Origin of the sequence: Frigidibacter oleivorans (assembly GCF_003993775.1) — a bacterium.
Classification (GTDB): Bacteria; Pseudomonadota; Alphaproteobacteria; order Rhodobacterales; family Rhodobacteraceae; genus Frigidibacter; species Frigidibacter oleivorans.
In genome coordinates, this window is the sequence record NZ_RJRZ01000001.1 from 323,461 (window position 1) to 338,462 (window position 15,002).

Annotated in this window: 9 protein-coding genes, 1 tRNA gene and 1 pseudogene; 9 read left to right on the forward strand and 2 right to left on the reverse strand. The window is 64.9% G+C overall.

From position 1 onward, the window contains the following. Positions 1 to 4 precede the first annotated feature (4 nt). The 9 genes and pseudogenes from EEY80_RS01680 to EEY80_RS01720 all read left to right on the forward strand — a co-directional run. Positions 5 to 451, forward strand: a pseudogene (locus EEY80_RS01680) (DUF2924 domain-containing protein); the annotation flags it as partial. An 89-nt stretch (positions 452 to 540) separates the two neighbouring features. Then, positions 541 to 1,866, forward strand: a complete 1,326-nt coding sequence (locus EEY80_RS01685; RefSeq protein ID WP_126974812.1) for a recombinase family protein — start codon at positions 541 to 543, stop codon at positions 1,864 to 1,866. Further along, complete coding sequence (locus EEY80_RS01690; protein ID WP_126974813.1) at positions 1,863 to 2,297, forward strand: hypothetical protein; 435 nt, start codon at positions 1,863 to 1,865, stop codon at positions 2,295 to 2,297. The genes EEY80_RS01685 and EEY80_RS01690 overlap by 4 nt, the downstream gene beginning before the upstream one ends. Positions 2,298 to 2,328: 31 nt before the next feature. Continuing rightward, complete coding sequence (locus tag EEY80_RS01695; protein ID WP_126974814.1) at positions 2,329 to 4,167, forward strand: N-6 DNA methylase; 1,839 nt, start codon at positions 2,329 to 2,331, stop codon at positions 4,165 to 4,167. Continuing rightward, positions 4,167 to 5,444: a restriction endonuclease subunit S gene (locus tag EEY80_RS01700; protein ID WP_126974815.1), complete on the forward strand. Its 1,278-nt coding sequence runs from the start codon at positions 4,167 to 4,169 to the stop codon at positions 5,442 to 5,444. The genes EEY80_RS01695 and EEY80_RS01700 overlap by 1 nt, the downstream gene beginning before the upstream one ends. Then, positions 5,441 to 7,051, forward strand: coding sequence for a coiled-coil domain-containing protein (locus EEY80_RS01705; protein WP_126974816.1), 1,611 nt, complete (start codon positions 5,441 to 5,443; stop codon positions 7,049 to 7,051). Before EEY80_RS01700 ends, EEY80_RS01705 begins: the two co-directional genes overlap by 4 nt. Continuing rightward, the gene (locus EEY80_RS01710) at positions 7,048 to 8,181 is read left to right on the forward strand and encodes a Fic family protein (RefSeq protein ID WP_126974817.1); all 1,134 of its coding nucleotides are present in this window, start codon (positions 7,048 to 7,050) and stop codon (positions 8,179 to 8,181) included. Before EEY80_RS01705 ends, EEY80_RS01710 begins: the two co-directional genes overlap by 4 nt. A 114-nt stretch (positions 8,182 to 8,295) precedes the next feature. Continuing rightward, positions 8,296 to 11,247: a type I restriction endonuclease subunit R gene (locus EEY80_RS01715; RefSeq protein WP_126974818.1), complete on the forward strand. Its 2,952-nt coding sequence runs from the start codon at positions 8,296 to 8,298 to the stop codon at positions 11,245 to 11,247. Further along, positions 11,234 to 11,563, forward strand: coding sequence for a M48 metallopeptidase family protein (locus EEY80_RS01720; protein ID WP_126974819.1), 330 nt, complete (start codon positions 11,234 to 11,236; stop codon positions 11,561 to 11,563). The genes EEY80_RS01715 and EEY80_RS01720 overlap by 14 nt, the downstream gene beginning before the upstream one ends. A 333-nt stretch (positions 11,564 to 11,896) precedes the next feature. Here EEY80_RS01720 and EEY80_RS01725 read toward each other — a convergent pair. Together EEY80_RS01725 and pheT are read right to left on the reverse strand one after the other, a co-directional pair. Beyond that, positions 11,897 to 11,986 (reverse strand) — tRNA-Ser (locus EEY80_RS01725). A gap of 476 nt (positions 11,987 to 12,462) precedes the next feature. After that, entirely contained in the window at positions 12,463 to 14,871 is a 2,409-nt protein-coding gene (gene pheT, locus EEY80_RS01730) for a phenylalanine--tRNA ligase subunit beta (protein WP_126974820.1), read from the reverse strand. Positions 14,872 to 15,002: the final 131 nt, after the last annotated feature.

Here is a 15,002-nt window from a genome sequence, read left to right on the forward strand (position 1 = left end):
ATGCATGAACAAGCCCGATCCCATCCCCGTGCGCCTGGCCGCGCTCAAGACCACGCCGACGCCCGACCTGAAGAAACAGTGGCGCGACCTGTTCGACAGCGAGCCGCCGCCCTTCAACCGGCGCTACCTGGAGTCCCGCCTGGCCTATCGCATCCAGGAACTGGCCTATGGCGGGCTGAAGCCGGAGACGATCCGGCGGATTGAACGGCTGGGCGAGGAGCTGGACGGCGGCGACAGGAAGAAGCGCGGCATCCGCGCCGACCGCGACCGCCCCATCACCGGCACGCGGCTGCTGCGCGAATGGCACGGCGTCGAGCAGATTGTCACCGTCACCGCCGACGGCTTCGAATGGCAGGGGCGGCCCTACAAGTCGCTGTCCGCCATCGCCCGCGCGATCACCGGCACGCGTTGGAACGGGTGGGTCTTCTTCGGGCTCAAGAACCACAGGGGGGTGAGCGGCGGTGGCCGAAGGCCAGCGGACGATCCAGTGGATCGTTCGCAGCCGCGAACGCCCGGAGCGCGAACGGAGGGCCGGGAGACATGACGAAGCCGCCCGAAAAATCGAAGGTCGTCCGCAAGCTGCGGTGCGCCGTCTACACCCGAAAATCCTCCGAGGAAGGGCTGGAACAGGAGTTCAACAGCCTCCACGCCCAGCGCGAGGCCTGCGAGGCGTACATCGCCAGCCAGCGCTCCGAGGGCTGGGTGCTGGTCCGCGATCAGTATGACGACGGCGGCATTTCCGGCGGCACGCTGGAGCGACCCGGCCTGAAGCGGCTGTTGGAGGACATCGAGGACGGGCTGGTCGATGTCGTCGTCGTCTACAAGATCGACCGCCTCAGCCGGTCGCTGGCCGATTTCGCCAAGCTGGTCGAGGTCTTCGACCGCAATGGCGTGACCTTCGTCTCGGTCACGCAGTCGTTCAACACGACCACGTCCATGGGGCGGCTGACGCTGAACATCCTGCTGTCCTTCGCCCAGTTCGAGCGCGAAGTGACGGCCGAACGCATCCGCGACAAGGTCGCCGCGAGCCGAAAGAAGGGCATGTGGATGGGGGGCGTGCCGCCCCATGGTTATCGGGTGGAAGCCCGGAAGCTGATCACCGACGATGAGGCGGCCGAACAGGTCCGCTGGATCTTCGCCCGCTTCCTCGAGATCGGGTCCTGCACGGAACTGGCGCGAGAGGTCGGCGCACGCGGCATCCGGACGCCGCGCGGCAACCGGATAGACAAGAAATACATCTATCGGATGCTGAGCAACCGCGCCTACATCGGCGAGGCGGTCCACAAGGGCGAGTGCTATCCCGGCGAGCACGACGCGATCATCGACCGCGCGACGTGGGACCGCGTCCACGCCATCCTGCAGGAAAGCCCCCGAAAACGCGCCGCGCGCACCCGCGCCGACACGCCCGCGCTGCTGAAGGGGCTGCTCTTCGGCCCCGATGGCGCCGCGTTCTCGCCAACCCACACCCGCAAGGGCGGACGGCTGTACCGCTACTACGTCAGCCAGACGGTGTTGAAACACGGCGCCGGATCATGCCCAGTCGGCCGTGTGCCCGCGGGCGAGATCGAGGCCGCCGTGATCGACCAGCTTCGCGCTGTGTTCCGCCAGCCGGAGATTGTTGCGGGGACCTGGAAGGCGGCCCGCGCCGACGTCACCGACATCACCGAGGCCGACGCCCGTTCGGCCCTCCAGCAGCTCGATCCGCTGTGGGACGAACTGTTCCCCGCCGAGCAGGCGCGCATCTTGGCGCTGCTGGTCGCGCGCGTGGACATCGGCACGAACGGTCTCAACGTCCGTCTGCGGGTGGACGGCCTCGGCGGCCTCACGCGCGAGATGCTGGCTGACAGCAGGAGCGCGGCGGCATGACTCGCGGGACGCCGATCCCCGAGACTGTGACGCTCCACGTCCCGTTCCGCGTCGTGAAGCGCGGCGGGCGCAAGGAAATGCAGTTGCCAGAAGGCGGGACGCGCCCGGCGAGGACCGACAGCACGCTGGTCAAGGCGCTGGCGCGTGCATTCCGCTGGAAGCGGATGCTGGAATCGGGCGAGTTCGCCTCCATTGCCGAACTGGCCGAACGTGAGGGGATTGCCTCCTCCTATCTGACCCGCGTCCTTCGCCTGACGCTGCTGGCACCGGACATCGTCGAAGCGATACTGGACGGCAGACACGGGCCAGCGGTGACGTTGGCGCGCCTTATGGAGCCGCTCTCGCTAGAGTGGGCGGCACAGGGTTCGTCGCTTCGACAGGCTGAATTGCCTCCGAACCACTATGCAGCGGGGTGCACCCTGAGGGATTGACCCACTGCGAAGTATAGCATATATAACAAACATGACACAATCATACGCCATTGCCGCCACGCTGCGCGCCATCCGCGCCGAGCTCGATCTTACGCAGGAGCAGCTTGCTGAGCGGCTCGGCGTATCTTTCGCCACGGTCAACCGCTGGGAAGGCGGCGCCAACCTGCCCCAGAAGGCCGCCCGCGCCACCATTGCCGCTCTCGCTGAAGAGGCTGGGGTGGACATGGCGGAAGCAGGATCCGACGACATTGCTGCCGCCGAAAAGGTGACGCGCCGCCGGGCAGGAACACGTTCGACCACTCCGTCCACGAAGTCCATGGAGCAGATGCTCTGGGATGCCGCCTGCTCGATCCGGGGCGAGAAGGACGCAGCCAAGTTCAAGGACTACCTTCTGCCGCTGCTCTTCCTGAAGCGACTGTCCGACGTGTTCGACGACGAGATCGCGCGCCTTGCGGAGGAGTACGGCGACCGGGACACCGCCCTCGAGATTGCCGAGGACGACCACGAACTCCTCCGGTTCTATCTGCCGCCCGAGGCGAGATGGGCCGTGATCAGCGGTCGGCAGCCCTATGAATGGCCCAACGATGACCAGGGCCGCCCCACCCGCCCGAAGGATATCGGAGAGCACCTGACCAAGGCGGTGCGCGCCGTTGTGCGGCAGAACCCGTCCCTGTCCGGCGTCATCGACGTGGTCGACTTCGCTGCGGAGCGGAACGGCGAGCGAGACATCAATCCGGCCAAGCTGCGCGAGGTGGTCGAGACCTTCTCCGACTCGCGCTACCGGCTGGGCCTCGCCGACGTGCAGCCCGATTTCCTCGGCCGCGCCTACGAGTATCTGCTGCGGAAGTTCGCGGAGGGCTCGGGCCAGAGCGCTGGCGAGTTCTTCACGCCGACCGAGGTCGGCTTCCTGATGGCGCACATCATGCGCCCGCGCCCCGGCGAGGAATGCCACGACTACGCCTGCGGCTCGGCCGGCTTGCTGGTGAAGCTGCAGCTGGTCGCGCGCGAGCTCGACCCCACCAGCAAGGTTCCCCTCAAGCTTTACGGCCAGGAACTGACCGCCGAGAGCTACGCCGTCGCACAGATGAACGCGATCATCCACGACATGAGCGTCGAGATGGCGCGCGGCGACACGATGATCAATCCGAAGTTCAAGACGCCGGACAGCAAGATCCGCACCTACGACATCGTCGTCGCCAACCCGATGTGGAACCAGCCGTTCAACCCGGACATCTTCGCCGACGACCCGTTCGACCGGTTCAGGACACAGGGCGGCGCGACTACCGGCAAGGGCGATTGGGCTTGGCTCCAGCACACGATGGCCTGCCTTGGCGACCGTGGGCGGGCGGCCGTCGTCCTCGACACCGGCGCGGTGACGCGCGGCTCGGGGAGCAAGAACGAGGACAAGGAACGGAACATCCGCAAGTGGTTCGTCGAACGTGACCTGATCGACGGCGTGATCCTGCTGCCGGACAACCTGTTCTACAACACGAGCGCCGCGGGCGTGATCGTGGTTCTTTCCAATCGCAAGCCCGCCGCGCGCAAGGACAAGATCGTCCTTTTGAACGCCTCGCGGCGCGTTCAGAAGGGGCGGCCCAAGAACTTCATATCCGAAGATGATATCCGCCCGCTGGCGGCGGCCTATCTCAAAGGCGAGCCGGTCGAAGGCGAGATCGCCATCATCACCGGCGAGCAAGCGGCAGGAGCAGATTACAACCTTAGCCCGAGCCGATGGGTGGGCCCTGCATCGTCGGGCGATGAGGCTGACCTGAAGGATATTCTAGATCGCTTCGACACTGTCATCGCCGCAGAGGCGGGGATCTCGCGAGATCTCGCCGCCGCGCTCTCGAAGCTCCGGGAACTGGCCTGATGGCGGACACGACGATGCGCCTCTCCGATTTGTGCGACCTCGTCGGCGTACAAGTCGATCCAGCGAACTACGCCAATGGTGTGTATATCGGCCTTGAGCACGTCGCATCGGGTCGCTTTGTTCGGTTCGGCGAAGGTGAGGCCAGCGACGTCCAGAGTGGAAAGTATCTTTTCCAGTCCGGCGATGTTCTCTACGGCAAGCTTCGTCCATACCTCGACAAAGCAGTACTCGCTGCGGACACAGGGATCTGCACGACCGAACTGTTGGTGCTGCGTCCCAAGGAAGGTGTCGATCCGCGGTTCCTTGTTGGCGTCGTTCACGCGCCCACCTTCATCGAGCATGCCGTCTCCGGCACTACGGGTGTTCAGCATCCGCGCACGTCGTGGGGCCATATCGCCAATTACGAATTGCCCGCGTTCGACAGCCGGGAGCAGGTCAAGATCGCCAACCTGCTCTGGGAAGTGCACGACGCGATCACCGCGAACGAGGCGGCCATCGAAGCCGGGGGCGACCTCAAGCGCGCGGCTATGCGGGCGTTGTTCACGAAGGGCCTGCAGGGCGAGACGCAGAAGGAAACCGAGATCGGCCCTGTGCCGGGTAGCTGGGACGTGGGCCGCCTTGATCGGTATGCGACCATTATATCGACCAGAATGTCTTACTCCGAACTGGAGAACATCGACCCGTCCAATGACGGGGAGACAGTTAAGGTTCTCGGGATCAAGGTTGCCGACATGAACTTGCCCGGCAACGAGGTCGAACTTGTCTCAGCGAAATTGGAGAAAGACCTTCCACGCGCGATTGCCGAGTATCGCTGTGCACCACCGCGAACCATCATCTTCCCCAAACGGGGCGCGGCCATCGCGACGAACAAGAAGCGCATTGCGAATGAGTGGACTGCTTTCGACCCGAACGTGATCGGAGTGATCGGCGGAACCGATCTCGACCAAGACTTCCTGTTTCACTGGTTTCAGACGTTCGATTTGAAGACAATCACTGAACCCGGACCGACGCCACAGCTGAACAAGAAGAACCTGGAGCCTCTGACTATTCCGGTACCTCCCACTCTTGACGAACAGCGAGAGATCGTCGGCATCCTCGACGCCATCGACCGCAAGATCGACCTGCACCGCCGCAAGCGCGGCGTGCTCGACAAGCTCTTCAAGGCGCTGCTGCACAAGCTGATGACCGGCGAGATCCGGGTGTCCGACCTCGACCTTTCGGCGCTGTCCTCGGATCCGGCCGCGAGCCCGAAGAAGACCCCCGAGGTGGCCGCATGAGCAACAGCATGACCGAGGCTCTTTCGCACTTCGCAAGCCGTATGCCGCGCGTCGTTCGCGAACACGAGGTGCTGCGCGTCGCCGGATGGATGCCGGGCGAAGACCCCGATGCAGTTGCGCGCAAGGCCGCTGGCGAGGTGCTGCGCTGGGCTCAGCGTCGGGCGGGACAGCGCCTTCCGCACGGGGCCTGGGACGGCGAGAGCTTCGAACTGCCGCTGCCCGGTCGCGACCCGTCCGCCATCCGGCTCTGCGTCGGAGCGTCCGACCTCTGGGCCTTCCGCATCCACGACCCCGACAAGACCGTGCCAGGCCGGGCGTGGACGACCGAGGTTGTCCTCGGCCACGTCCCGGGCAAGCCCGCTCAGTTCAGCACCCGCCTTCTGGTCGCCACGCCCGAGGAGGACTTCTCCATCGATCCGGCGGTGCCGGGCTTCGTGCAGCAGGTCGCGGAGCAGTGCGGCCTGGTGGTTGGCTCGCAGGCTGCGTCTGCAACACCATCGGTGTACGCCGACGGCGAAGACGCCGAAGCCCTGATCGAGCACCTCACCAATCCCGGCCGCCTGCTGCCGACCATCGTGTTGACACTGGCGGACGGCGCATCCTCCCCGTACATCAATGCCGAGAAGCTCGCCGGTGTGCTAACAGGGCTGGCGCATGTTGCCGTGGCCCGTCCGGATGCCGCCTGGCGACTGACCGAGCGGTTGGGCAAGCGCCTCTCCGTCTTCGGCGGCGCAGCGAGGGTCTATCTGCCTGGCTTCGAGGACACCGCCGACCCATTCGCGCATCGGCTCGTTCTGTCGGGGCAGCTTGTTACGGTCGATGGAATAGAACGCGCAACCCGTTGGCTGCGGGAGTCCGCAGCGCAGGCCGGCCTTCAGCGAACGCGCCTTGGCGGAGATGTGCTCACCTTCTCGGCGATCCGGGCGGCGCAGCTGGAAGTGCAGCAATCGACCCTGCGGGAAGCCGATGCCAGTGATGCAGACCAGCTCGCCGCCGCACTGAAGCGGATCGATGCTCTGAAGGGCGAGATCGAGGATCTGAAGACCGAACAGACCTATTACATCGAGGAGTTCGACAAGGAGCGGGAACGCGCCGAGATTGCGGAAGCGCAGGCGCAAAAGTCGGCGTACCGGATCCAGCAGCTCACCGATCAGCTCAAGTCGAAGGGTGACGACCCCGATCAGGAGGTCCAGCTGCCTGCAGACTGGTCGGAGCTTGCTAACTGGTGCGACGAAAACCTCGCTGGCCGGCTGGTTCTGACTCCCAATGCGCATCGGGGCACGCGCAAGCCGCTCTTTCAGGATGTCGAGACCGCGGCGAGAAGCCTCCTGTGGCTTGCCACCGAGGGCCGCGACCGTTTCCGCAATGGCGGCGGAGCGCTCGCCAATATCCCCATCTTCGATGGGGCTCAGAACGCTCCCTGCGGCGCTGACGAGTTCGATTTCGACTGGAACAGCCGCAGGTTCTTGGCCGAGTGGCACATCAAGAATGGCGGTAACACCCGCGATCCGTCACGCTGCCTGAGGATCTATTACTGCTTCGACCAGCAGACCCAACAGATCATCGTCGCCGACATGCCGGCGCATCGCCGGACAGGTGCGACATGACAGGACCGGTCCATTATCATCTGGGGCAGTTCCCGCCTGCGTCCGAGCAGTTGGACTGGCCGCGCCTTGTACCACTGATCGGTCCAGCAAATGCCGCGCTCGCCCGCTATGACGGTCTCGTTGCGGCCATCCCCAATGCCAGCGTGCTGCTGTCTCCGCTGACAACCCAAGAAGCGGTGCTCTCATCGAAGATCGAGGGCACTAACGTCACCATGGGCGAGGTGCTGGAAATCGAGGCCGGAGCCGATGGCGACGTGGACCAGCCCAAGCGCGACGATGCCGAGGAAGTGCTCAACTACCGCGTGGCCCTGAGTTTCGCCGCGAATGCACTCCAAGAGCGGCCCCTTTCTCCACATCTCTTGCGCGAGGCGCATGCCTTGCTGCTGCAGGGCGTGCGTGGGCGCGACAAGAACCCCGGAGCATTCCGCGACGAACAGAACTGGATTGGACCACAAGGCTGCACCATCGATCAGGCGAGCTTCGTCCCCATCCCACAGGAGCATCTTCTCAGCGGGTTGGACACTTGGGCTGCCTACACTGCTGATCGCGTGCAACCTGATCCCCTAGTTCAGCTGGCCCTGATCCACCTCGAGTTCGAGGCACTTCATCCGTTCAAAGACGGCAACGGTCGACTTGGGAGGATGATCATTCCCCTGTTTCTGATGCAGCGGGGGGTCCTCTCCAGTCCAAGCTTCTACATGAGCGGCTACCTTGAAGGCCGACGAGAAGAGTATGTCGATCGTATGCGTGCGGTGTCGCGCACCGGCGCATGGACAGATTGGTGTTCGTTCTTCCTCGAGGGTCTCATTGAACAGGCCCACCAGAACCAGGACCGCGCCCAGCAGATCATCGCGCTGAACACCCGGATGCAGCGCGAAGTCGCCGAACGCACACACTCTCAGTTCGCAGGGCTCGCAGTTGATTTCATCTTTTCGAGGCCTGTGTTCCCCACGCCCGTGTTCGTCGAGAACTCCGGCATCCCGCGAGAGTCCGCACAGCGGCTCCTCCGCCTGCTGCGAGACGGTGACGATCCGATCCTCAGAACAATCCGGCCAGGCTCCGGGCGCAGGCCGGCCATCCTTGCCTTCCCTGAACTCTTGAACATAGCCGAGGGGAGGAATGTGCTTTGAGCGTTATCCGCTACACACAACTGCGCTTGCGTGTAACGAGGCTCTCCTTCGCTACACGCAAATGGGCTTTCTGTTCATCCGTGACACACAACGGCAGACCAACGGTGCGGTGCGATGTCTGAGATCCGGATCAGTGAGGCTGGCACCGTCCAGTTCCCGATGGTGAAGCACGCCGCCGAGATCGGCTGGACGCCGATTGCGCCAGAGGTGGCCAAACAGAAGCGCGGCGGCGAAGCCGGTATGATGCTGCGTGACGAGCTGGAAGCGGCACTCAGCAAGTTCAATCCGTGGATGACGTCCGACGCCATCCGGCAGGTGATAGAAAAGCTGGAAGCAATCCCGCCCACCATCGAGGGCAATCGAGACATGCTCGCCTGGCTGCGCGGCGAACGGCAATGGTACGACGAGGGTGAAAAGCGCCACCGCCACGTCCAGCTCATCGATTTCGAGCGTCCGGGCGAAAACGTCTTCCAAGTCACCTGGGAATGGAAACTGAAGCCGCCGGCGCGCAAGGGCAACCGGGCGGATGTGATGTTCGTCATCAATGGCGTTCCCGTCTGCATCGTCGAGCACAAGAACCCCAAGGACGGCGGCGCCATCGATCGGGGTGTTACGCAGCTCAAGCGCTACGAGAAGGAGACGCCCGAGCTGATCGGCACGCCGCAGCTCTTCAACGTCACGCATCTGCTCGACTATTGGTATGGCGTGACCTGGAACGCCAACCGCCGCTACATGGCGCGCTGGAAGCAGAAGCCCGAGGAGACCTACAAGTTCGCGGTTCAGGCATTCTTCGAGCCCACCGACTTCCTCCGCACGCTCCGCGACTGGATCCTGTTCTATGTCGAGGACGGCGAGACGCGGAAATCCATCCTGCGTCAGCACCAGCGTGTTGCTGTCGACAAGATCGTAGAGCGGTGTGAGGACAAGGCCAAGAAGCGTGGGCTCGTGTGGCACACACAGGGCTCGGGCAAGACCTTCACCCTGCTTACCGCCGCACGCCTCATCCTTGAGGACAAGACGCGCTTCCAGAACGCCACCGTCATCCTGGTGGTAGATCGCACCGAGCTCGAAGGCCAGCTCAAGGGGTGGGTTGAGAAGCTGCTCGGCGAGATGCAGAGCCAGGATATCCCGGTCTGGCGGGCCAACTCCAAGACCGAGGTGCAGGATCTCATCAAGACCGATAAGCGCGGCCTGATCATCTCGATGATCCACAAGTTCGAGGGAATCGACAAAGACGCTAACACCCGGGAGAACATTTACGTCTTCATCGACGAGGCACACCGCTCAGTCGCCAAGGATCTCGGCACCTACATGATGGCTGCGGTTCCGAACGCAACCATCATCGGCTTCACCGGCACACCGATTGCCAAGACGGCGCAGGGTGAAGGCACTTTCAAGATCTTCGGGACTGAGGACGAGCAGGGCTATCTCGACAAATACTCGATCCGTGAGTCGATCGAGGACGAAACCACGCTCCCCATCCGCCACACCATGGCACCGAGCGAGATGACCGTGCCCGCCGAGCGACTGGACAAGGAGTTCTTTGAGCTCGCCGCTGCCGAGGGCGTGACCGATATTGACGAGCTGAACAAGGTGCTCGACCGCGCCGTTGGCCTCCGCACTTTCCTCACCGCCGACGACCGCATTGAGAAGGTTGCCGCCTTTGTCGCCGAGCATTTCCGGGAGAAGGTCCACCCACTCGGTTACAAGGCTTTTCTGGTCGGCGTGAACCGCGAAGCCTGCGCCAAGTACAAACGGGCTCTGGACAGGCTGCTACCGCCCGAGTGGTCAGAGGCAGTATACACGGACAATGCAGCGGACGTGGTTGACCGCCCACTGGTGGCCGAGGTGCAGCTATCGCCGGAACGCGAAGCCGATGTGAGGCTGCTTTTTAAGAAGCCGAACGAAGATCCCAAGATTCTGATCGTCACCGACAAGCTGCTAACCGGCTACGATGCGCCATTGCTCTACTGCATGTATCTCGACAAGCCGATGCGCGACCACGTGCTGCTGCAGGCCATCGCCCGGGTGAACCGCCCCTATGTCGATGCCAACGGGGTGCAGAAACGGGTCGGCCTCGTCGTCGACTTCGTGGGCGTGCTACGCGAGCTGAAGAAGGCCCTGCAGTTCGACAGTTCCGACGTCAGTGGCGTGATCGAGGATCTGGACCTCTTGCTCCAGGATTTTCTTGGCCGCATCGAGAAGGCGAAGGGCGACTTTCTCGACGTCGAGGACGAGGGCAGCGCCGACGAGAAGCTGGAGAAGCTGGTGTATGGCCGGTTTCTCGACCCTGAGCCGCGCAAGGCGTTTTTCGAGGCCTACAAGGAAATCGAAGCCTTGTGGGAAATCCTCTCTCCGTCGCCCGAACTGCGCGATCACATCACAACGTTCAAGCGCCTCGCGCAGCTCTATGCTGCCGTGCGGAATGCCTATGCCGACCGCGTTGGCTATCTCGCAGACCTTGCCTACAAGACGCGCCGCCTGGTCGAGGAGAGCGCGACGCAGGAAGGCCTAGGGAAGCTGACCAAGACCGTGACCTTCGACGTCAAGACGCTGGAAGGCCTGCGCGGCGAGCGTGGCTCGGATGAGGGCAAGGTATTCAACCTCGTGCGCGGACTTCAAAAGGAGATCGAGGACGAGGCGGATACAGCGCCGGTTCTGCAGTCGCTGAAGGACCGGGCCGAGCGGATCCTGAAGGATCTGGAGAATCGAAACACCACTGGTCTCGCGGCCATGGACATGCTGGCGGCGCTGGCAAAGGAAAAGGAGGAGGCGATCAAGGCCGCCAAGGATAGCGGGCTCTCCGCGCGAGCGTTCGGTGTCTACTGGAACCTCAAGGACGACGAACCTCTCCGTAACGCCGGCATTTCTGCCATGGAACTGGCGCGCGACGCGGAAACTGAGATGCATCGTTTCCCGAACGCCAGGGTCAATGACGACGAACGTCGGAAGCTGCGCGCCACCCTCTACCGCCCGCTTCTCGGGCTCGGCAAAGAGGATCGCGGCCGGGTTGTAGATCTGGTGCTGGCGATCCTCCTCGACGGCGATCACGATGCCGAATCCTGAAGACCGACGCGCCTCTCTCCGCGCCCGGGTCGACTACTGGTGTGAGCGTCTGAAGGCGACACCGCGCATTGTCCGAATCCAGCGCATGACGCGCAAGTGGGGATCATGCTCAACCGGCGGTATCGTCACACTTGCCGAGGACCTGGCCGATCAGGAGAAGTGCTTCCAGGACTTCGTGATCGCACACGAGTTGCTGCATCTGCGGGTTCCCAACCATGGCAAAGTCTTCAAGGCGCTGATGACAGCGCATGTGCCCCGCTGGCGTGAACATGAGAAGCACCGCTTGGCCGGAAATCGGTCAGGGGTTTCTCGATGATCGGGCATCACCACACAAGTCCCACTCGAGGATCGAAGGGACAGCCCAGCCACTTCGTAATTCGACCAAAGGTTCGATTTCTGTTCCTTCTCAAAGAATGTCCCTGAAATCGAAGTGTTCAGCAGACAGAAAAATAACCTCTGCAAATTCAATGCCTTGTGAAGAATTCACCAAACTGGCGCAGTCATCAGGTCCGGAGAATATCGACCCTGAGAGACCGCTTTCGGGCCTCCTGGCGCAGAGGCCAGTGCTCAGCCGCACCCGCATAACCCTCGAAAACAACGGAAAAATCCGGCCGGAGCCGGATGGGGAGAACGCTTTCGCGAGGGCAAGTGGCGGAGTGGAAGGGATTCGAACCCTCGAGACGGTTTCCCGTCTGCACCCTTAGCAGGGGTGTGCCTTCGACCACTCGGCCACCACTCCGCTGACCCGTATAGGGGGCAAGGTGCCGGGAAACAAGCACATTCCCACGGCGTCGGGGCAAGGCCGCCAAGCGGCTGTTTTCGGGGGCTTTCGCGGGTTCTCCGGAACCGCGTATGATTCGCCTGCGGAAGAGCGCGGGGCTGCTCCCGACATCTTCGGGATGCCGAGGGGACCGCGCCGGGGTCTGTCCAAATGGGTGCGCCGCCGGTCGCGCAAGACCCTGCAGGCCGAACCCCTCCGCGGTGGTGAGCTGGCGGCGGACGATTGCGGACGTCTGATCGGGTCCGCCCGTCCTGTGACGAGGCTCCGGCCCGCATCCGACCCGCGAAACAGCGCCTGGAACAGCGCGCGGATCGGCCCGGCCTTCCGTCCGGTATCGGGTTCCTCAATGACGGGCCGCTCGAACGGGACCCGCGCAACCATAGCGCCGGCCCCGCCCCGCCTCCCCCTGCCCCACGACAGTCCCCGCGCCGCGTTCAGCCGCGCAGGGTGGCGCCCACCGCCTTCGTCACCTTCTCGACGATCCTGGCCGAGACGGCGGCGATGTCCTCCTCCGTCAGGGTCTTCGCCTGCGGCTGCAGCCGCACGGTGATCGCCAGCGACTTCTTGCCCGGGCCCATCTGCGCCTCGGCCTTCTCGCCCGCGAACTGGTCGAAGACGCGGACGCTGTCGATCAGCGCCTTGTCGGCGCCCTGCGCGGCATTGACCACATGCAGCGCCTCGACCCCCGCATCGACGACGAAGGCAAAGTCACGCTCCACCGCCTGGAGGTCCGAGATCGCCAGCGCCGGCCGCGTCGGCGTCCTGGCCTTGGGGAAGGGCACGTTTTCCACCATCACGGTGAAGGCCATCGCCGCGCCCTTCACCCCGCTGTCGCGCAGCACCCGGGGATGCAGCTCGCCGAAGACGGCCAGCACCTTCGGCCCCAGCCGGATCACGCCCGCCCGGCCGGGATGGAACCAGCCCGGCAGCTTGCGGTCCACCTGCACCCGGGCCGGCGCCCCGATCGCCGCCAGCACCGCCTCGACATCCGCCTTGGCGTCGAACACGTCGACCGGTCGGCGCCCGCCATAGGGGTCGCGCGGCCCGGTGGCCCCCACCAGCAGCCCCGCCGCCTGCAGGTGCTGTTCGCCCGGCTCGCCGCCGTGGAAGGCGGGGCCGACCTCGAACAGCGCCAGATCGGCGAAGCCGCGCGCCTGGTTCCGCGCCGCCGCGGCCAGCAGGCCGGGCAGCAGGTCGGGCCGCATATGGGTCATCTCCGACGAGATCGGGTTCTCGATCCGCACGGCATCGCTGCCGCCGCCGAACAGCGCCGCCTGCGCCCCGCCGATGAAGCTGTAGGTGACGCATTCGTTGTAGCCGAGCGCCGCCAGCGTCCGCCGCGCCGCGCGTTCGCGCAGCTGGATCGGCGTCAGGATCGTGTCCGGCACGCCCGCCACCGGCCGGGCCAGCGGTTTGCCCACCAGTTTCGTCAGCGAGGCGATGCGCGCCACCTCCTCGATCAGGTCGGCCTCGCCCAGGATGTCGGGACGCCACGAAGGCGGGGTCGCCATATCCCCCGCCAGCGTGAAGCCGAGCGCCGCCAGCGTCGCGCGCTGCTCGGCCTCGGGGATGTCCATGCCGACGAGGCTGACCACGCGGGCCGGGTCCAGCCGATAGGCGCGGGTCATGTCCGGGGCGGCGCCCGCCTCGACCACCTCCGACGCCGCGCCGCCGCAGAGGTCGAGGATCATCCGCGTCGCCAGTTCCATCCCGTCGCGGGTGAAGGCCGGGTCGATCCCCCGCTCGAACCGGTAGCGCGCGTCGGAATGGATGCGCAGCGCCCGCCCCGTGGTCGCGGTGCGGATCGGGTCGAAATAGGCGGCCTCGAGGAAGACCTCGGTGGTCTGGTCGGTGCAGCCGGTCTCTTCGCCGCCCATCACGCCGCCCAGGCTTTCGACCGTGTCGCCGGCGGCGATCACGGTCATGCCGGGTTTCAGGTCATGGGTCTTGCCGTCCAGCGCCAGCAGGCTTTCGCCCGGCCGCGCGAAGCGCACCGTCAGCCCGCCCGCGACCTTGCTCGCGTCGAAGACATGCAGCGGGCGGTTCAGGTCGAAGGTGAAGAGGTTGGTGATATCGACCAGCTTGGAGATCGGCCGCAGCCCGATCGCCTTCAGCCGCGCCTGCAGCCAGTCGGGGCTGGGGCCGTTGGTCACGCCCCGGATCACCCGGCCGAGGAAATGCGGGCAGGCGCGGTCCGCGACCTCGGGGGCCAGCGTCACCGGCACCGGGCAGGGGAAGGTGCCGGGCACCGGCTGCACGGCGAGCGGCTTCAGCACGCCCAGCCCCCGCGCCGCCAGATCGCGCGCGATCCCGCGCACGCCCAGGGCATCGGGCCGGTTCGGCGTGATCTTGATATGGATCATCGGGTCCACGGCGGCGGGGCGGTTGGCCGCCAGCCAGTCGGTGAATTTCTGCCCGACCTCGCCGGAGGGCAGCTCGATGATGCCGTCATGCTCCTCGCTCAGCTCCAGCTCGCGTTCCGAGGCCATCATCCCGTGGCTTTCGACGCCGCGGATCTTGCCCACCCCCAGCGTGGTGTCGATGCCGGGGACATAGTCGCCGGGCTTGCACAGTACCACGGTGATGCCGGCGCGGGCATTCGGGGCGCCGCAGACGATCTGCTTCTCGCCCTCGTCGGTCAGCACGCGGCAGACGCGCAGCCGGTCGGCATCGGGGTGCTGGGTCGCCTCCAGCACCCTGGCGAGGGTGAAGGGCGCGAGCTTGCGGGCCGGGTCCGTCACCTCCTCGACTTCCAGCCCCAGATCGGTGAGGGCATAGAGGATGTCGTCGAGGCTCGCCTCGGTGTCGAGATGGTCCTTGAGCCAGGAGAGGGTGAATTTCATGGCTGTCGCTCCCTGTGGTCGGGCGGCCGCGCGGGTCCGGCCGGTCTGCCGCCTCCTTTGCCGGATTCCTGCCGCAAAAGGGAAGCCCCAAGGCGTGAAAAGGTCACGCCGCCACCGGGTTTCTGCTGTCT